Origin of the sequence: Paenibacillus aceris (genome assembly GCF_017874035.1) — a bacterium.
In the GTDB taxonomy this organism is placed as follows: Bacteria; Bacillota; Bacilli; order Paenibacillales; family NBRC-103111; genus Paenibacillus_E; species Paenibacillus_E aceris.
Window position 1 is genome coordinate 226,319 of the sequence record NZ_JAGGKV010000007.1, and the last position, 19,767, is coordinate 246,085.

16 protein-coding genes are annotated in these 19,767 nt (G+C 50.6%); 13 read left to right on the forward strand and 3 right to left on the reverse strand.

Going from position 1 to position 19,767, the window contains the following annotated elements:
• Positions 1–29: 29 nt before the first annotated feature.
• The 5 genes from J2Z65_RS15650 (at position 30) to J2Z65_RS15670 (ending at position 6,739) form a co-directional block, all read left to right on the forward strand.
• On the forward strand, positions 30–2,387 hold the full coding sequence (locus J2Z65_RS15650; protein WP_167054626.1) for an FdhF/YdeP family oxidoreductase: 2,358 nt from the start codon (positions 30–32) through the stop codon (positions 2,385–2,387).
• A gap of 5 nt (positions 2,388–2,392) precedes the next feature.
• Positions 2,393–3,226, forward strand: coding sequence for a formate dehydrogenase accessory sulfurtransferase FdhD (fdhD, locus tag J2Z65_RS15655; RefSeq protein ID WP_167054624.1), 834 nt, complete (start codon positions 2,393–2,395; stop codon positions 3,224–3,226).
• Positions 3,227–3,321: 95 nt separating this feature from the next.
• Positions 3,322–5,838 carry a S1C family serine protease gene (locus tag J2Z65_RS15660; protein ID WP_167054622.1) on the forward strand — a complete coding sequence of 839 codons (2,517 nt, stop codon included), beginning with the start codon at positions 3,322–3,324 and terminating at the stop codon, positions 5,836–5,838.
• Between the two features lie 93 nt (positions 5,839–5,931).
• Positions 5,932–6,399 carry a VanZ family protein gene (locus tag J2Z65_RS15665; protein WP_167054620.1) on the forward strand — a complete coding sequence of 156 codons (468 nt, stop codon included), beginning with the start codon at positions 5,932–5,934 and terminating at the stop codon, positions 6,397–6,399.
• 85 nt (positions 6,400–6,484) lie between these two features.
• Positions 6,485–6,739, forward strand: a complete 255-nt coding sequence (locus J2Z65_RS15670; RefSeq protein ID WP_167054618.1) for a hypothetical protein — start codon at positions 6,485–6,487, stop codon at positions 6,737–6,739.
• A 509-nt stretch (positions 6,740–7,248) separates the two neighbouring features.
• Here J2Z65_RS15670 and J2Z65_RS15675 read toward each other — a convergent pair.
• Positions 7,249–8,025, reverse strand: a complete 777-nt coding sequence (locus J2Z65_RS15675; RefSeq protein WP_167054616.1) for a pirin family protein — start codon at positions 8,023–8,025, stop codon at positions 7,249–7,251.
• A gap of 162 nt (positions 8,026–8,187) precedes the next feature.
• On the opposite strand from J2Z65_RS15675, the gene J2Z65_RS15680 reads away from it, so the two are divergent.
• From J2Z65_RS15680 to J2Z65_RS15690, 3 genes are all read left to right on the forward strand, one after another.
• Positions 8,188–8,607, forward strand: a complete 420-nt coding sequence (locus J2Z65_RS15680; RefSeq protein WP_167054615.1) for a BlaI/MecI/CopY family transcriptional regulator — start codon at positions 8,188–8,190, stop codon at positions 8,605–8,607.
• A gap of 2 nt (positions 8,608–8,609) precedes the next feature.
• On the forward strand, positions 8,610–9,452 hold the full coding sequence (locus J2Z65_RS15685; RefSeq protein WP_167054613.1) for a M56 family metallopeptidase: 843 nt from the start codon (positions 8,610–8,612) through the stop codon (positions 9,450–9,452).
• An 87-nt stretch (positions 9,453–9,539) separates the two neighbouring features.
• Positions 9,540–10,151 (forward strand): DUF2231 domain-containing protein, encoded by a 612-nt coding sequence (locus J2Z65_RS15690; RefSeq protein WP_167054478.1) that lies wholly within the window; start codon positions 9,540–9,542, stop codon positions 10,149–10,151.
• 283 nt (positions 10,152–10,434) lie between these two features.
• Here the strand turns inward: J2Z65_RS15690 and J2Z65_RS15695 are convergent, their stop codons facing one another.
• Positions 10,435–10,611, reverse strand: a complete 177-nt coding sequence (locus J2Z65_RS15695) for a hypothetical protein (protein ID WP_167054611.1) — start codon at positions 10,609–10,611, stop codon at positions 10,435–10,437.
• Between the two features lie 534 nt (positions 10,612–11,145).
• Here J2Z65_RS15695 and J2Z65_RS15700 point away from each other — a divergent pair.
• The 3 genes from J2Z65_RS15700 (at position 11,146) to J2Z65_RS15710 (ending at position 15,494) form a co-directional block, all read left to right on the forward strand.
• Complete coding sequence (locus J2Z65_RS15700; RefSeq protein ID WP_167054609.1) at positions 11,146–12,891, forward strand: ABC transporter ATP-binding protein; 1,746 nt, start codon at positions 11,146–11,148, stop codon at positions 12,889–12,891.
• Between the two features lie 52 nt (positions 12,892–12,943).
• Positions 12,944–14,998 carry an ABC transporter ATP-binding protein gene (locus tag J2Z65_RS15705; protein ID WP_167054607.1) on the forward strand — a complete coding sequence of 685 codons (2,055 nt, stop codon included), beginning with the start codon at positions 12,944–12,946 and terminating at the stop codon, positions 14,996–14,998.
• A gap of 181 nt (positions 14,999–15,179) precedes the next feature.
• Complete coding sequence (locus tag J2Z65_RS15710; RefSeq protein WP_167054605.1) at positions 15,180–15,494, forward strand: hypothetical protein; 315 nt, start codon at positions 15,180–15,182, stop codon at positions 15,492–15,494.
• An 80-nt stretch (positions 15,495–15,574) separates the two neighbouring features.
• On the opposite strand, the gene J2Z65_RS15715 is transcribed toward J2Z65_RS15710, so the two are convergent.
• Positions 15,575–16,195 carry an NAD(P)-dependent oxidoreductase gene (locus J2Z65_RS15715; protein ID WP_167054603.1) on the reverse strand — a complete coding sequence of 207 codons (621 nt, stop codon included), beginning with the start codon at positions 16,193–16,195 and terminating at the stop codon, positions 15,575–15,577.
• Positions 16,196–16,486: 291 nt separating this feature from the next.
• Between J2Z65_RS15715 and rluF the strand changes: the two genes are divergently transcribed.
• On the forward strand, positions 16,487–17,215 hold the full coding sequence (gene rluF, locus J2Z65_RS15720; RefSeq protein WP_167054601.1) for a 23S rRNA pseudouridine(2604) synthase RluF: 729 nt from the start codon (positions 16,487–16,489) through the stop codon (positions 17,213–17,215).
• Positions 17,216–17,365: 150 nt separating this feature from the next.
• A complete protein-coding gene (locus tag J2Z65_RS15725) occupies positions 17,366–19,717 on the forward strand; it encodes a YcdB/YcdC domain-containing protein (RefSeq protein WP_167054599.1) in 2,352 nt (783 codons plus the stop codon).
• The last annotated feature ends 50 nt before the right edge of the window (positions 19,718–19,767 follow it).

The following is a 19,767-nucleotide window of genomic DNA, read 5'->3' on the forward strand; positions in this document are numbered from 1 at the left end:
CCGATTACACAATAAAGGAGCTGCTCAAAATGGGAAAAACGAAGCACACCGGGCCAATCAAGCTGCCCGCCAAACCTGATCCGAAGCTGTGGGTCAGCAAAGTGCCGTTCGGACTCGGTAAAGTAAAGCCGCAGCATATTCGGGAAACGGCAAAAATCGCCTGGCAGAATCGGGATAATCTCCCGTATGCCTACCGGATTCTGACACAGGGAGTATGCGACGGCTGCGCGCTCGGGGTGTCCGGGCTGTACGACCAGACGCTGGCGGGGCCGCATCTCTGCACAACGCGGCTCAACGTACTGCGGCTGAACACGATGCCGGCGATCCGCGAGGAGCTGCTCCATGCAGACATCGATGAGCTGAGCCGCATGAGCAGCTCCGAACTCAGGCAGCTAGGGCGTATTCCATATCCGCTCATCCGCAGGAAGGGCGAGCGGAGGTTCAGCCGCGCCACATGGGATGAGGCGATGGACACCATCGCGGCGAAGGCTCGGGCGATTGATCCGAAGCAGATGGCTTTTTATTTGACGGCTCGCGGGATTACGAACGAGTCGTATTATGTGGCAGCGAAAGCTGCGAGGCTGCTCGGCACGAACAACATCGACAACGCTTCGCGCATCTGCCACTCGCCGTCGAAGACGGCCTTGAAGCGCTCCGTCGGCGTAGGCGCTTCGACCTGCAATTACAAGGACTGGATCGGCACGGACGTCCTTGTGTTCTGGGGCAGTGTGGCCGCGAATAATCAGCCGGTCTCGACGAAGTACATGTATGCGGCCAAACGCAAAGGGACGAAGATCATTGTCATTAACCCGTACTACGAGCCGTCTATGGAGCAGTACTGGATTCCTTCCATTCCCGAATCGGCGTTATTCGGGACAAAGCTTGCCGACGATGTGTACCAAGTGAACATCGGCGGAGACATTGCCTTCATGAACGGCGTCATGAAAGTCTGGTTCGAGATGGAGGAGGCCGCGCCCGGCTCCGCCATTGACCATGCGTTCGTGCAGGCGCACACGAACGGCTACGAGCGGCTGCGCGCCCACGTAGCGCAGCAGGATTGGACGACGATAGAGCAGTCGTCCGGGCTCTCCCGCGAACGCATGCGCGAGTTCGCGCAGCTGCTGGCGCGTGCCGCCTCCGCGGTTTTCGTGTGGAGCATGGGGCTCACACAGCACCGCTTCGGTACGGACAACATTTCGCAGGTGGCGAATCTTGCCCTCCTGCGGGGCTTCCTCGGCCGCGAGCACTGCGGGCTGATGCCCATCCGCGGCCACAGCGGCGTGCAGGGCTCCGGCGAAATGGGCGCGGATCCCTTCTCCCTGCCCGGCGGCGACATAAGCAGCGCCGCCGACCGCAGCCGCATCGAGCAGCTCTGGGGCTTCGAGCTGCCGAGCTGGCAGGGTGACATCGTCGGTGTTACCCTGGAGAACGCGCTCCTGCCCGAGGAGCAGGAGCGGAAGCTCCGGTTGTTTTACACATCCGGAGGCAACTTCCTGGAGACGATGCCCGATCCGGCATTCGTCCGCGAAGCCCTAACTGCTGTCGACGTCCGTGTTCATCAGGACATCATTCTGAACACCTCCACGCTGCTGGACGCGCGGGAGGCCGTCGTGGTGCTGCCGGCGATGACGCGCTACGAGCAGCCCGGGGGAGGCACATCCACCTCGACGGAGCGGATGGTCTACTTCTCGCCCGAGATCGCCGGACCGCGCATCGGCGAGGCTCGCGCGGAGTGGGCGATCTACGCCGATCTCGTCCGCCGCGTGAAGCCCGAGGCTGCCGCTCAGCATCTGGGCTGCGGCAGCGCCGAAGCCATCCGCGCGGAAATCGCCCTGGCCGCGCCAAGCTACAACGGCATCCAGCACCTGCGTGAGCGCGGTGATGTGTTTCAATACGGCGGCGCGTGGCTGTGCGAGGACGGCGTCTGTCCGACGCCGGATGGCCGCGGCGCGCTGCTGCCGATCGAGCTCCCGCAGCTGCGGAAGCCGGAGGGGCATTTTGCCGTGACGACGCGGCGCGGCAAGCAGTTCAATTCGATGATCTACAGCGACATCGATCCGTTCAATGAGGCGGATCGCTACGATGTGCTGATCCATCCTGGGGATGCGGCACCTCTTGCACTAAGCGAAGGGGAGGCGATTGTGGTCTACAACCGGTTCGGCAGCATGCACGGCCGTGTCAAATTGGCCGAGGTCAAAACCGGCAACATTGAAGTCCACTGGCCCGAGGGAAACAGCTTGATCCCCAAAGGTGTCTACGAGCAATATGCGGGCATCCCGGAATATAATACGGCAGTTATCGTTGAGAAAGCAGAAACGTATCATGCCCACAAGGATACGCGATACGTGGAGAAGCGGATTGAAGAGTTGGAGATTGAAGCGGGGTGAGAACGATGGAGAATGAACAGGAACAGGATAAGGACCTTGGCGGTCCCGCGCTTTCATCAACGACAACGTGGTCGATATACCGTTATAACGGGACGGAGGTTCTCCCCCAGGAGGACACGATCGCTACAGAAGCACCGCTGACGATTAAGGTGGATGGGGAGGAGTTCGCAACGTTGGTGTACACGCCAACCGATACGGTTGATCTGGTTACTGGATTTCTTGCTTCCGAGGGCTTGATTCGATTCGTCGATCAGATCGAGTCGCTGACGTTGGAAGAGCAGCGAGGCTTCGCGCATGTGAAGTTGCGTCACCTACACCAGCTAAGCAGGACAATGGTGTCCAAACGGTTCATCGGCTCCTGCTGCGGCAAAAGCCGCCAGTTTTATTTTCACAATGACGCCCGCACCGCTAAAACCGTTCGCACAAATCTTCAACTATCCGTAGAGCAGTGCTTTCATCTCATGAACCGTCTGCAGGAGCAATCGTCAGATTTTCGGGCGACAGGCGGCTTGCACAATGCAGCCCTTTGTACGGCGGATGAGCTTCTCTTGAGCAGATCGGATATCGGGCGCCATAATGCCTTGGATAAAATATTCGGCCACTTGCTGAGGCAGCGAATTCCCGTCCGGGATAAAGTGATTGCTTTTAGCGGAAGAGTCTCTTCTGAGGTCACTCTCAAGGCTGCCAAGATTGGAGTCGGCGTGTTGCTGTCGAAATCTGCCCCTACTGATTTGGCCCTTCAACTCGCTTGTGATCTAGGAATTACGGTCGTTGGCTTCATTCGAAGAGACCAATTAACGGTCTACACCCATCCGCAGCGCATCCTGGAATGTCGATAAAAGCCCCTTTTTGTGGGAAAATTTGTATTGTCTCTCTATCACAAATATGCTAGATTCTAGCTACTGTCATATTTTGTTAGGAGAGGAAAACCATCATGGGGAATTGGAATACATTTACTAAAAAAGGGGTCACGGCGCTGCTCGCAGCCTTCTTGCTTGTCTCTGTTCAGGGGCCGTCGCGATCCTTTGCAGCCGAAATAAATGCAGAGGTCCCGAAGATTATTGAGAAGACTTCGCCGTCGGTCGTTGCGATTATCGGCAAGCCTACCTACGATTCAAATAAAACCCTAGAGAAGAACCGTTTTAATCTTGCGCACGGTACGGGCGTGATTGTTGAAGCGGGCGGGGTTATCGTGACGAATGCGCATGTCGTCAAAGATATGAAGAATATCGTCGTTGTTACGTCGGACGGGACTACCTACAACGGGCACGCAACGAATATCGACGAGGAAAGCGACCTGGCTTTAGTCAAAATCGAAGCATCAGGCTTATCGCCTGCGACGTTCGCTTCATCCTCCGACATTAAGGTGGGGGAAACCGTAGCGGCTATCGGCACGCCGATTTCTTTTGCCCTGCGCAATTCCGTCACGGTGGGGATTGTCAGCGGGCTTGACCGCTCGGTGAGCTCGCAGTATCAGCTTATTCAAACAGATGCGGCCATTAATCCCGGCAACAGCGGAGGCGCATTGATTAACATGAATGGCGAGGTTATCGGTATCAATACGATGAAATATGCCGAATTCGGCGTCGAAAATCTCGGGTTTGCCATCCCGGTGGACACCGTCAAATATGTACTTCAGCATTTTAAGCAGTATGGCAAAGTGAAACGCCCTTATTTGGGGCTGGAGCTGGAGGAAAGCTGGGAAGCTGTCGTTGGCTTGCCTAGCTCGACTGGCCTTCGGGTTGCCTACGTTGATCCGGATTCACCGGCGGCCGCAGCCGGCATCGAGCAGGATAATCTGGTCGTCTCTATCGGTGCGAGCAAGGTGAAGACACTGGTCGACTACAATGAAGCGATTAAGAAGTATTTGCCGGATGATAAAGTGGATATCACCATCCAGTCGGGGAGTTCGACCGTAACGAAGTCAGTCACGCTGGGGGAAGTGCTCCATCCCGAAACGAAATGGAAAGAAGACGCCGAAGGATCTGATTTGGATGCAGACCGCGGCAAAACAAAGATCGGCGACAGCCACTTCGGCTGGTCGATGAAATACCCGGCCGGTTTAGTAAAAGGGCGACAGTCCGAGGATGGGAACTCCATCAACTTCGTGGACGCCAAAGGGGAATTTTCGCTGTCCATTCAGGTAGACAGTGAGAGCGATGAGCTATCCCCGTCTGCGCTTTTGAACAAATTGACAGGCGCTGAAGAGGATGACTATGGCTATGGCGATGAAGCGCCTTCGACCATTCTGGAGCGTCAATATGTGAAGCGCGAGGGCGGTCCTTTTGCCAAAATAGTCGGTCGCTCCGGGGACCAAGGCTATATCCAGACCCGCGGCTTCCTTCACGAGGGGCGCTTATATAAGCTTCAATTATTTGTGACGAAAGACCACTACAACAATGATTTTAAACAAAATAGTTATAACGATTTGCTGGATTCTTTCAAGCTTTCCTTTAATGCGCAGGATGAATCGCTTAAGGATATCTCCGTATATTCTAGCGGCAACACGACCTACACGAATGAGTACGGTCTATCCTTCGCACTGCCTTCCAGCTGGCAGAAAAGCAGCTACACCGGGAATTCATCCTTCTTTAACGATGATTATTCCCAAATGGTTCAGGTACGCGTCACTTCCGCTTCTTCCGGCGATACGTTAGCCGCTTGGTCTGAGCGTGAGCGCAAGCAGTTTGAAGCTCAGTATGTACCGAAATACCGCAAGATTGAGAAACCTGAAGAGCTTACTTTGGCTGGCGTTCCGGCTTTGAAGACAGCTTATGCTGAAACGTTGGGCAACAAGTGGACCGCGGGGTATTCCCTCTTTTTCATCAAAGATAAATATAAGTACCAGCTCGAAGTCAGCTATCCGCAAGATGAGGAGGGGGCTGAGGTTAACGATCTGCTGCATACCCTGACCTCCACGATTGAAGTGGATAAAGAAAGCATGGATCAGGAGCTTGGTTTCATTCAAGATCTAGACGAGTTGATGGATCCGGATCGTACCATTACCTATAAGAACGAGAAATATAAATACTCGCTGCAAATTCCGGAGATGTGGACAAGCAGCAAGTCATATGACAACAAAGATCAGGTGAGCAAATCCTTCCTCTTCACAGGCGGTTACTTGACGATCGGGGCAGACACTAAACAATCCTATGAAGATGCGGTGAAAGAGGAAGACGCCGCTCAGAAGAAGAGTCATGATAACGATAGTGAATATGTCTTTACCAATGAGGAAACCACTTTATTTGGTGGCGTGAAGGCAAAAAAATATGAAGTTAACTATGCAAGCGCCAAAGTTCCATATAAAGAAACAACCTACATTTTCAATCAAAACCAGATTTCCTATACCGTAACGCTGCGCATGGACGAAGCGGTTCGTACGGAAGCCAATGAGGCGCGGTTGAATAAAGCTTTTGCTTCCCTTAAATTTTTGGATGCTGCGAAAAAATAGCACTTAGCGCTCCTTATGAACCCTCTCATCAGTTTGAGACTGAAGGGAGGGTTCTTATGTCTTATGTTGGCTGACTAGAGGGGGACGATCAGCATGGGGATAAAGTATATCCGGCCGCTTATGTGGCTGCTTTTTATAGGCTATACGAGCTGTTTGCTGTACTGGATGTTTTTGGGGTTTGGGCGGCAGAATCTGCGGGCCCTTGGTCATTTCGACTACAATTACAATATAGTTCCCTTCAGGACCATTGGGATGTATATCCGGCATGCCGGTTCGTTTCCAATGCGGACGTGGGCGATTAATTTATTTGGCAATATTGTGGTCTTCATGCCATTCGGGATTCTGCTGCCTTTCTTATTTGGGATGGCGAGAAGGTACCGTGCGTTTCTTCTGCTTTTTGGTTGCACGCTTGTCGGTTTGGAAGTGATGCAAATGCTGCTCAGAGTAGGGAGCTTGGATGTGGATGACGTGATTTTGAATGTGCTTGGGGCAAGTCTGGCTTATGGCTTATTTATGATTTTCAAAAGGGGGTGTGCTTCGAATCGGGTTGAAATGGGTTGAAATGAAATACAGGGTATAAAATGTGACCAATTGCCTCAATATAGCCCTTGTAACGATTTCAATTCTGAGGAGGTTCCCATTCACGATGACAAAGCAAGATTCAAGCTTACAGTCACAGAACCCGATATCATCTGCGCAAAATTCAGTCGATAATGTCCACCAAGCCGTTAATCATGCCATGTCGCACCCAACGCCTCAAACGCTGCAAGAGGCCCGGAATGCCATCGGCAAAGCGGAAAATTCGCTGGAGCAGGCAACAGACCAATCTGATGCGCCTGCAGTGCAGCAAGCGATTGAATCGCTCGCCGAGGATGAAGCTAGGCTTCAATCGCTGGAATAAAGTCAATAGGGCTATCCCGGAAGTAGTTTAACTACTAGGGGTAGCCCTTTGGTTTTTTCGCAGAGTGTGCGCGGACGTAGGGCGGTAAGATGTTTGTTTGCTTTTGAGGGAACTACAGGGCGCTATTTGAGCTAAATGAGCCACTTTGAGGTGTAAGACGGAACTACAGGGCCTTATTGTTCTGAAAGCCAGTATTTCGCGGGAAAATGATACGCACGCCCGTATACCCCCGTAGACACACAAGCGCATAGCCCCCAAAGTCGCAAAACCGTATACGCCCGAAGACACAGTCGCACAACCACATGCCCCACGCTACTAAGCCAGATATCCGCACCGTCCCAAACCGATAGCCAAAAGAGGCTATCCATCAGATCATTCCTGATCTGTTCAGATAGCCCCTTGTATTTGTTTCACAGATCCACACTCAAGTTGCGGCAAATGGCAAACCTATCCGTTGCACCTCTGATAATGTCCAGGAAGTAGCCTTAGTTTGCCTAAGCAGCCCAGCATTATTTGCGGTATAGCGCATACCCTGGGTCTACCGGCACTTCAATCGCGATGATGCGAAGACTTTGCTCGCTATCTGCTTTCAGCTGAAGAGCTTCGGCTGCTTGGCTATCCGTTTGGACAACGACAAAATCTTTATGTGACAATGCTTGAAGCGATTTGCCAGCCGCGGCTTCGCTGAACCCTTGCCCCCTAATAACCAGGAAGGCCAGCTGCCGCTTTGGATCAAGAGAGTAAGTGAAGGTCGTGCCAGGCTCGAGGCTCCAGTCGTACATGTTCACGTCGGTATCCAACTGAATCGGAGCGCCGCCGCCAATGACGTTTTTCACTGTTACGCCGTCTTGTTGGTTGACTGGGAATTGATCATGCTCATACTGATTGTAGGTGGCAGGCTTCTTCGCCGTTTCACTGAGATGAGGCTCGAACCAGATTTGCATGCCTTCGGTTCCGACGGTCCGGAACGCTTCCGCGTGAGAGACGCCGGATCCGGCTTGAATGACTTGAGCGCCGCCGTCCGTCACGGTCTCTAGAGAGCCAAGAGAATCGCGGTGTTCCACGAGACCTTTAATCACATAAGTGACGATTTCGAACGCTTTATGCGGATGCATGCCGATCTCGGCAACATCGGTTGCATGACCCCATGCCCAGTAGAATAAGGAACCTACACGATCGACAGCCGTTTTTTCGCCTGGAAAGCTGATTGCGCGCTGCTCCATAAATTTACCGCCGTCAAACGCTCCAACGCCCTGTTGATCAGCTGAAAATACTTGTATATGCATAAGAATCGCTCCTTCGCTTTAAAATATTTAATTACTTACTATATGTAAGTATTATAGATCTTTTTTAGCCCAATGTAAAGTAGATTCAGTTCCTCCAACAACATATCTTGACTTCTCCGCATGACTCCTACTACAATTTGTAGTGTAAGGAGTGTGCCTATCATGAAAATGCAAAACTTTAAATACGAAGGAAGCGGACTTAACCGTTTTTTCGGTCCCTTGGAAGCCAGAATTATGGAGATTTTGTGGGATAAAGCTCAGGAAATGACGATTAAGGACGTCCAACAGAAGCTCGACAATGACAACAAAGCGAATAATTTCAACACGGTCATGACTGTGATGAACCGCTTGGTGGACAAAGGCATTTTGCAGAAAAAAACGGTTGCCCGTTCCTCACAGTACAAGCCTGTCGTTACCAGAGAAGAGTTCATGGAAGCCCAGTCCAAAGAGCTAACGCTTGATCTGATTGAAGAGTTCGGTTCCTTGGCGGTGACCCATATGGTGGATGCGCTGGATAAGGTAGATCCCGGTCTGCTCGACCAATTAGAGCAAAAAATCAAAGAAATGAAAAAGGATCGATAACGATGATGGAAAAGCGATTGAAATGGCTGTATGCTGCTTCTTTAGCCTTGTCGGGGGCTGTTTTGGGACAAATGCTGCTGTTTGTTGCCCAGTTTCTCTTCAAATCGAAAGTTCGCTACAACATCTTTGATTTGTGCGTCATCTTATTTCAAAATCTTCATGTACCTGCGCCTGTTGCACTTACTTTGGTGAATATCGTGATCCTTTATACACTCAGCGCCGTGATTTGGTTGACGGTTCTGCAGGCTATTCAGGCAACGAAAGCGAAGAATCTTGTGAAAAAGCACCACGATGTCAATATCACCTTACAGTACCGCGGCATTTATCAGCTAGACGAGCATCAACTGCGAATTATTACTTCTAAAATACCAACGGCGATGACGATAGGTTTCTGGAAGCCGCAAATTATTCTTTCGACCGGATTGTTGGATATGCTGGAACCGAGTGAACTTCAGGCTGTGATCGAACATGAAAAATGCCACATGAAGCACCGCGATCCTCTCGCCATCTTCCTGCTTTCCGTTATCTCGAAGGCACTTAGGTATATCCCGATATTCACCTGGATTGCTGACAAATACCCCATCATGATTGAGCTTAGGGCAGATAAGTATGCCATTGGTCAAATGAATCAGCCTGCAGATTTAGGCAGTGCTCTCCTCAAACTTCTTAAACAACAAGCGCCAACACCACATCTATCCTTATCTCACGCTTCATTCGCTGAAACATCCATAAATGTTCGCATTAAACATATTCTCGATCCGCAATTGAACTTGTCTCTTCCTTGGCCGCTGCTTCGTATGGCGATTTCATTGTTCACCTTCATTTTGCTGATGGGGCTCATTTAGAGCCCTGTTTGGCATAGCTTGACTTTCCAAATTTTTCACACTACACTTTGTAGTGTATAGAAAATAGATGAGTGAGGAGAGAGATTGATGGATTATATCTTGAAAAATCTGCACTTCATAGTGACGCATGTCCCTATCGCACTTCTTATTTTTAGTTTTGTCTTTGATGTCATTGCAATGATCATGAAAAAAAGGGAGTGGCATTCCGCCGGTATGCTTTGCCTTGTTGTAGGGGCGCTTGGCGCGGTTGCCGCTGTCATGACGGGCCCGTCTCCATGGCGGAATCCACTGGTTGTCCCTCATGAATTTTATGCGAAATTAACGATGCTTGCGGCGATTATTCTCGCGATTATTCGTATTGGTTTACTCATTTGGAAAAAGAAAGAGGCAGGCCGCCATCCAATTTATTTGATCGGTTCGCTAGCGGCGGTGATTCTTGTCAGTTACACAGGTCATCTTGGCGGCCAAATGGTACATAGACCCATGAACGCACCAGCCATGGCGCCTGGTGGCGGGACACCTGGTGGACAGCCCGGTGGACAAGGCGCACCTGGCGGACAGGGTGCGGGGGCGCAAGGCGCACAGGGCGCGGGAGCACAAGGCACACAAGGTGTACCCAACGGACAGGGAGTCGGCGCACAAGGAGCTAAGGAGGCTGCGGTGTCACCGGCGGCATCGGCAGCACCTTCAGGTAAGTAAGGTTTGAGCGCTCTAACCGTTCGCCTAGGAACTGGAGTCCGCTATTTGGATCAAAGCGACTGCTTTCGGGCGTTGGCGGAACTACAGGGCTTTATTTGTCCGCGGATGGATACTTTTGGCCGAAACGCAGCTAAATAAAGGACCATAGTTCCTCTTCATGTGCCGAAAGGCTGCAGTTGCTGGAAATAAGGAATCGTAGTTCCCGCTCGTGAATCAAAGGGGTTATCCAACAGGTCTATTCAGACCTATTGAGATAGCCCCTTTTTGCTCAAACACTTTATGGTTAAGCAGGCTCGTCCAATTCCAACTCCTCCAGCGAGAAACGGTTATCCCACAAGAAAACCATATCATACTGTGTAGAATCGCGTTTAATAAACCGGGCAATGAGTGCAATTACGCCTCCGATTACGACCCCGAATGCGCCAATCCATCCTAACAAAGCAAACACTTTATCGACCATGCCCATCCACTCCCCTGCGCGATATGAACCCATATGCTATGAATATGCCGGAAGATTTTGAAACATGTGTGACGATTGAAAACGTGTTAAATGGCAAGTAATTTCATCCGAAATGTCGAGGTAAGATAGTTCTTTTATAGTCTTTTTCTCCGATTGACAGTGGCTTGAAAAGGGTGTTAAGATCACCTCTGTAAGCGTAGTTATACAACTTTTGGAAAAAATAGAGACGCAAGCTGGTTTGCGATCGAGAAGGAGGGTTTCAAGATGATTAAGATGGTTCTAGATCCAATTGCGCATTTTGAGCACGAAGATATCAACCAACTAATTTCATACTTAGTAACCCGCCTGTTAGCCGAAATAGAAGCGCCTTAATGGTGTTTGTTCGGCTGCCGCAACCTCCTCACATAAGCTGATGAAGAAGCGCGGGTTACGAAGAAGTTCGTAACGAGCGCTTTTCTGTTTTAGAAAGGGCATATCGCTGCGTGCGGTGTGCCTTTTTGCGTGGATAAGTAAAGTAAAGGAGTGATGACATTCATGTTTAGCGTATTGAAAAAATTAGCTTGGTTTTTCCGAACGAACTGGAAACGATATACGATCGCAATTGGACTTCTCATTATTGTCGGAATCATTGACGTGATTCCCCCGAAGCTGATTGGCTATGCCATTGATGGGATACACATGGGGACTTTAACAGGCAGTAAGCTGTTCCAGCTGCTCGCCTTCTGGGGGACGTTAATTGTAACCGGCTATGGATTATCCTATGTCTGGCTGTACCAACTGTTTGGGGGCGCTTTTGTCCTGGAACGCGTGCTTCGTTCCCGATTAATGAGGCAATTGCTGCGTATGACGCCATCCTTTTATGAGCGCAATCGCACGGGCGATCTCATGGCCAGGGCTACGAATGATCTGCAGGCGGTGTCGACAACAGCGGGTTTTGGGATTTTAACCTTCGTAGATTCCACATTGTTCATGTTGACCATTCTCAGTATGATGGGCTTCTTCATCAGCTGGAAGCTGACGCTTGCCTCGATCCTCCCGCTGCCATTGATGGCTGCTGCGATCACGATCTATGGGGGACGCATCCACGAGAGGTTCATCCGGGCTCAGGACGCTTTCGGACAAATGAACGATCGGGTGCTTGAAACAATAGCCGGGGTGCGGGTCATACGTGCTTTTGTACAGGAAAAAGCCAGTGAACAAAGCTTTAAAACGATGACAGACGATGTTTTCCGCAAAAATATAGCGGTAGCTTTTATCGATGCACTTTTTGAACCAACGGTCAAAATCCTTGTCGGCATTTCCTATTTAATCGGACTCTGCTACGGCGGGTACATGGTGTTCCATAGTGAATTAACGCTCGGAGAGCTCGTGTCCTTCAATACGTTCCTTGGCATGCTGATTTGGCCGATGTTCGCGATCGGGGAGCTCATGAACATCATGCAGCGCGGCAATGCCTCTCTGGACAGGGTGAATGAGACGCTTGGCTATAAGCCTGATGTCAAAGACTCACCGAATGCAACGACCTTGCTGCTGCCCAATTCGATTAGCTTCAAAAGCGTTACCTTCCGCTACCCGTCATCTTCGATTGATAATCTTGTCAATATTTCCTTCGACCTGAAGCGCGGGCAGACGCTTGGCATTGTAGGCCGTACAGGAAGCGGCAAAACAACACTGCTCAAACAGCTGCTGCGCGAATATCCGCTAGGGAAAGGCACGATCGCTATCTCGGATACGCTGATTGATCAGCTGACGATCGATACTGTGCATGGATGGATTGGGTATGTTCCGCAGGAGCCGATTCTTTTCTCCAAAACGGTGAAGGAGAACATTATGTTCGGCCGCAGCCAAGGGACGGAGGAGCAGCTCATCCAAGCGCTGGAGCTTGCGGCTTTCCGCAAGGACGTGGAGTTCTTGCCGGAAGGACTGGAAACTTTGGTCGGTGAGAGAGGCGTAGCCTTATCCGGCGGCCAGAAACAACGCGTATCGATTGCGCGGGCGCTTTATATTGATCCGGAAATCCTGATGTTGGATGACGCGCTTTCTGCAGTGGACGCCAAGACAGAGGCGGAGATCATCCGCGGCATTCGCTCAGAGCGCGCAGGCAAAACAACACTCATCACGACGCACCGCCTATCTGCGGTACAACATGCAGATTGGATTCTCGTGCTGGATGAGGGGTATATCGTCGAGGAAGGCACGCATGAGGAGCTGCTGGCACTCGGCGGCTGGTATAAAGAGCAGTATGACCGTCAGCAACTAGAGGAGCAGCAGGTTAGCTGAACGGAAGAAATAGTGTAGGAAGACATCTAGTGAAAAGAAGGTGAGAATTCTAATGAAACAAACAGGCAAGCGGTTATTTCAATATGCAGCAATTTTCAAAAAGCCTCTGCTGATCGCACTTCTGTGCTTATCCGTCGCTGTTGCCACGGAGCTGGCTGGCCCTTTCATTGCCAAGAAGATGATCGACACGCATATCCTTGGGATTGAGAAACCATGGTATGAGACGGTATCAGCCACACAAACCGAAAAGGCTGTCCCGTGGAACGGGGCCTTTTATAAGCGGGTCGATCATTTTGCAGCGGGAGAGCCGAAGGGGCAGGAGGCTCGGATTCTGCAGGTAGGCACCCAGTTTGTATGGGTGGATCAGCCTCTCGTCTTTGATGGCGTACGCAAGCTGTCGGAGGATGGGAAGCTTACGATTACGCAGGGAACGGAACAGGCGGAGTATGCGGCTAAGAAGCTCGGCATTCAGGAGCTCTACACGTTCTATGAGCCTGAATTTATCAGTTTAATGAAGTTGGCGGGTCTTTACTTTGTATTAATTCTTATTGGCGCAGCTTTTACCTATGGTCAGCGCTATCTGCTGCAGTCTGCGGCGAATCGGATCATTCAGCGGATGCGGAGCGATGTGTTTGCACAGATTCAACGGCTGCCGATCAATTATTTTGACAATCAGCCGGCGGGGAAAATTGTTTCACGGATTACGAACGATACGGAGTCTGTCAAAGACCTGTACGTTCAGGTGTTAGCGAACTTTTTTACAGGTGCGATTTATATCGTCGGTATTATTGTAGCGTTGTTTATTTTGGATTATCGTTTAGCTTTATTCACGCTGCCTGTTCTTCCTTTGCTCTATGTATGGATCATTGTTTACCGCAAGTATGCCTCTCACTATAATCATGAGATTCGTGAACGGATCGGCTCCATCAACGGGATGATTAATGAGGCGATTCAAGGGATGACGATCATTCAGGCTTTTCGCAGGCAAAAAGAAACGACACAAGAATTCGAGCAGTTGAATGATGAATATACGAGATACCAAAATAAATTGCTCAGCCTGAACTCGCTGACTTCTCATAACCTGATGAACGTTGTAAGGAACTTGTTCTTCTTCGGGCTCATCTGGTACGTCGGCGGCAGCTCCCTGCACTCGTTAATCACGGTTGGTGTTCTATACGCATTCGTAGATTACTTAAACCGTATGTTCCACCCGATGGTGGGGATTGTGAACCAGCTTCCGAACTTGGAACGGGCTATTGTATCGGCTGATCGTGTGTTCGAGCTGTTGGATGAGCAAGGTCTTAACGTGGCGAATGGAGAAGCTGAGCGCTATCTGGGCAATGTGAAGTTTGAGCATGTTCGTTTTGCTTACAAAGAAGGCGAAGAGGTGCTGAAGGATATCACTTTCGAGGCTAAACAGGGGCAGACGGTTGCGCTTGTGGGGCATACCGGTTCGGGCAAAAGCTCCATCTTGAATTTGCTTTTCCGCTTCTACGATGTGAACGAGGGCCGCATCACGGTCGATGGCCGCGATGTTCGCGAGATGCCCAAACAGCTGCTCCGGCAGCATATGGGCATCGTATTGCAAGATCCGTTCCTGTTCACAGGGACGATTGCGTCCAATGTCTCCTTGGACGATCCGTCCATCACCCGGGAACGGGTCGAAGCGGCGCTGCGCGAGGTCGGCGCAGCGGAAATGTTTCAGAGCCTGCCGCACGGCATCGACGAGCCCGTGATCGAGAAGGGCAGCACGCTGTCGGCTGGGCAGCGGCAGCTGATATCTTTTGCCCGGGCGCTGGCGTTCGACCCGGCGATCTTGATCCTCGATGAGGCGACGGCCTCCATCGACACCGAGACCGAGGCCGTCATTCAGGCGGCTCTCGAAGTGCTGTCGAAGGGGCGTACCACCTTCATCATTGCCCATCGTTTGTCGACGATCAAAAACGCCGACCAAATTCTTGTGCTCGACCACGGCGAAATCGTCGAGCGCGGCAGTCACGAGGAGCTGATGGGGCTCCTCGGGCGGTATTATCAGATGTACCAGCTGCAGCAGGGACATCCGGAGACGGCCGCCGCTGACGAGGACGGGGTGCGGAGCGGCTTGTAGGAGCGCCGGCAGGGCGCAGCGTTGCCGCCTTGCCTATGTTGCACTTTTTAGGCATATCGTTGCATTTTGTGCAACATAGATAACCCGTCTCTCCTTTTCTGCTCAAACCATTTCGAGAACGTATAAGCCTATGCTACAATACAATATAGAAATAATTTCCTTGTCGAAATGGAGGGGCGGTATGCGTTCAGATACAATCCGTTTACTAAACCTGCTTCAGCTGCTATCGGAAATCGCGATTGCTGTCGGGTATTTGCTGGGGCTTATCCCCTTCGTTTACCTGTGGTCCTGTGCGTGGGTAATCCCGCTCGTGTTTGTGAATTTAGTGTTTGCGATTCTCACTCACAATGGCACTACGACCAAGACGGTAATAAACATCATTATGGCTTTTTTGAGTTTTATTCCCGTGGCAGGGTATGTGTTCCGCATTGTCGGCATCGTGATTTCGTGGCTCAACATTGCAGCTTTATCCAAAGAAAGAGCGAGACGCTACTAAAGCGTAAAAAAAGGATGGAAGCCCAAAAGGCATCCATCCTTTTTCTTTCTATGCGCACCTCCGCGATGCACCTCGCCATGCTAATAAGCTATCCCCACGCGGTGCCCGATGTACTCGTCCGCGCAAGCGACGCGGTAGGTAAAATCCGCCGTGTCGCCCACCGAGATGGATTTGCCATCATCAGGCAGGAAATCCCGTGCCACGCGGTAGGTTCCAAGCGCCTCGCCATCCGGCAAGTAGGTTGGGCAGACGATGGTCCATGCCAAACCAGAGGCTTGCAGCAGCTCCCATGCTTTGCGATGCTCCTCGGCGGCCCGTGTAGAGGAACGTCTGGTGTCCGGCGTTTCGTAGCGGAGCAGTCCGGTATGTTCCTTGCTTTGCAGGATGCCGGCTGTACCGATGGTGACAATTCGGCTAACCCCATGAGATTTCATAGCCGCGATGAGAAGGGGCGTGGCTTCGGTCAGTACCGTACCTCCATCGGTGCCCAGGCAACTGATTACCGTATCAACGCCTCCAAGGGAACGGTGGATGTCTTGGTGATGACAGGCGTCACCTTGCAGCAAGGTAAGCTGTTCTGAACTATGGTTTATTTTTTGAGGACTGCGTACAAGTGCTGTTACTCTATGGTGATCTGCCAAAGCTTGCTCCAAAACGCGAGACCCTACTCTTCCTGTAGCTCCTAGTATAAGAAAATGCATGCTAGCCTCCATATTTTATCAATGTTCAATGTGGTCCCTATTATACGCTCCTTGCTTACGGTTAGGAAATGTTCTCGGTACCGTCGAGAGTATCGGTGTTGAAATGACAGTCGGGCCTTACTCGTGCTATGCCGACGAAATAGAGCGTGTCGTGTCAAGATCGCCTCCGTTCTCAGGAATGGGGCGATTTCCTTTTGCCATTTTACACCTGACTTGAACCGAAGTTGCTAATCCAGCATAATAGGAGATAGTAGAAATCAGGATCACGGCATAGAAGGGGATTTCCCAAGCATGAGAATCAATAAATTTATTAGTGAAACAGGGGTTTGCTCCAGGCGGGAAGCGGACAAGTGGGTGGAAGCCAAACGTGTTACCATCAACGGGGTGGTTGCCGGACTTGGGAGCGTAGTCGATCCAGGCGATGAGGTTCGGATCGATGGTAAGCCGATTGGCGAGAAGAAGGATCACGTTTATATTGCGCTCAATAAGCCAGTGGGAATTACAAGTACGACAGAAGCTCATATTAGAGGCAATATTGTAGATTTTGTGGGGCATTCGGAGCGTATTTTCCCGATAGGCAGACTTGATAAAGATTCGGAAGGGCTCATTCTTCTAACGAATAATGGTGACATCGTGAACCAGATTTTACGCGCTGAAAATAACCACGATAAAGAGTACATCGTGACGGTGAACCGGCCAATTACACCGATGTTTTTGAAGGGAATGGCGAGTGGCGTTCGTATTCTCGGCACGGTCACGAAGCCTTGCGAAATTTATCCGGTTGGCGATCGGGTGTTTCGAATTATCCTGACGCAGGGACTTAACCGGCAAATTCGCCGCATGTGTGAAGCGTTCGGATATCGTGTGGTGCGCTTGCAGCGTGTACGGATCATGCATATTCATCTGGGGAATCTGAAGGTGGGCAAATGGCGTGATTTAACGCAAGGGGAAATGAAGGATCTCATGTTCACTCTAAGCCAAGAAAGCGCGAAAGCGACCAAATCCCCGAACGGTACATAAAAAGCACATCTTCAAACATCCTTGGCGGGTGCTTGGAGATGTGTTTTTTATTTTTTTATTTTTATGGGGGTCGACAGCAACTTTTTCTCCAACTTCTGCGTCAAGAAGGTACTATGGAAATTTTTACATTCCAAAAGGAGGAAGAGGACTTTGAAAATAGTCAAACAAGCAGGAACGCTGGTACTTGCTTCGAGCTTGCTGCTCACGGCTGCTCCGGCCGTTTGGGCCAATGAGGTGAGTGCAGATAGTAAGGCCATTTCACTCCCCACTTTTCCTGGCAGCGACGTTAAGCAGCTGGATGCCAAAATTACAAAAGAACAGGCGCTCGAACGGGCTAAAGCGTACATAGCGCTGCCTGAAGGCTACACCTTTCAGTCGATCAGCTTAAACGCTTACTATGGCATGAACGGCCGAAATATCCCGACGTGGAACATTAATTATGTGAAAAAGGTGAAAGAGCAGAACTATGGCTATATGAACATATCCATTAATGGCCTGGACGGATCGCTCACCGCCTATAACATGAGTGATAATGATCCCAATCGTAAACCGAGTTACCCTCCTAAGGTAGATTTCCAAGCAGCTAAAGATGTCGCTTCTGCCTTCATTGCTAAAGTAAATCCAGACAAGCAGAAGGAGGTTATCTACAACGATTCGGAAGAGAAAGCGTTCCGAACACCTCTGAATGGCAATTATCAATATAATATTCGATTCGACCGCTCGGTTGACGGTGTTCCGTTCGCTATGAATGGCATATCGGTAAGCGTTAACGGTGACGGTCAAGTTACTAGTTATAATTTCAACTGGCAGGATAACGTCACGTTCCAGCAGAACGTAACGGCTATTACCAAAGAGAAAGCCGCTCAATTGTTCCACGACAAGGCTGACTTATCGTTGCTTTACCAGATTCCATACGGCACCAAAGGAAAGAAATTGCCGATTATTTCTTACATGATGGACGCGTTCTCGCTCAATGCGGTGACCGGAGAATTGTGGAAGGCGGCCCCGCATACGGAGGAATCCAAACCGTTAACGGACAAACCGCTCGCCGAACGTCCAACCGCGACTCTGAATCTGACCAAGGAAGAGGCTGTGAAAAAGGTAACTGCCTTGTTCAACCTTTCAGCGGACTACAAGCTGCAGGAGGCTTCCTACAATGAAGGGACGAATCCTGAAACCGGGGAAACGAATTCCAATTGGAACCTGAGCTGGAACGTCACTTCCGAGAAAGACCTTACAGGCAAAATGGGCGGAGGCGCTTGGGCAGGTGTGAACAGCAAAACCGGAGAAATTACGAATTTCAATAGCTACGTGCCTTACGGGCCTGACGCCAATAAGGAGATTGAAGGTAAGATTTCCTTAGAGGATGCAGTGGCCAAAAGCGTTGATTTCGTGAAAAAGCAGATCCCTGCGTACACCGATCAATTGGTGCTTAACAAGCTATCCGCAAAGGATTACCCGGAAGATCAGTTGAAACATATGCGGAATTGGGATATCCGCTTCAATCGCGTCATTGACGGGGTTATAGCAGGTAATGAGGCTGTAATGATCAGCATCGACCGTGTAACCGGTCAGATCATGAGCTATCAATTCGGACTCAGCGACTTGCCGTACCCCAACAAGAAACCGGAGGTTTTAGCCCCGGATACAGCTAAGGATCTGTGGCTCTCCCAGTTCGATATTAAATTAAACTATGTGCTCGAAGATGGCGGGTACAATGGCGTTATTTCGATTGAGAAATACAATGTCATGGTGGCCGCAGGAGAAATTCCTCCGACTGCAGCAGTGACTGACGCCAATGAGAAAGTGGAAGCTAAGCTTGTTTACTCGCTCGTTCCGAAGTTCAACCGTGAGGCTTTCTTGCTGGATGCGCAAACTGGAAAGTGGAGAAACAGCCAAACGGGCGAAGTCATATCTTTAGATAAGGTAACCGTTAGCGATATCGATAACCACTGGGCTAAGAATGAGCTTCAACTGATGCTGGACTATCAAGCGCTCGATGTGCAGGACGGCAAGGTAAACCCGGATCAACTGATTAAACGGGGCGAGCTGGTCAAAATGCTTGTCATCGCCATGAATGGCGGGAACGGCGGCATATACTACGGAGCGGACCGCAAAGCATCGTTTGCGGATGTGAGCAACACATCGCCATATTTCGCCTTTGTCGAAAATGCGGTTGACCGTGGTTTGCTGGAAGCAGGCGCTGATTTCAACCCGGAGGCTACACTCGATCGCGAAGAGATGGCCCAACTGATCGTGAAAGCGCTGGGGTACAAAAGCTTGGCGAAATTCGACGGCGTCTTCAACAGCCAGTTCTCGGATGCCTCTGAGGTTAAACAAGTAGGCGTGGCGGCAATTGTTGTCGGGCTTAACATTATGTCTCTGGACGGTGATAAATTTGCACCGAAGCAAGAAGTGTCGAAGGCACAAGCAGCCAGCGCTTTCTACCGCTTCCTGCAAAAACGTGCGGAGCTGCAAGATTCGCCACGTTACTATTTCTAGGAAGTCAGCCCCGCGCTGTGTGAATGGGAACTACGGGGTGCTATTTGTGT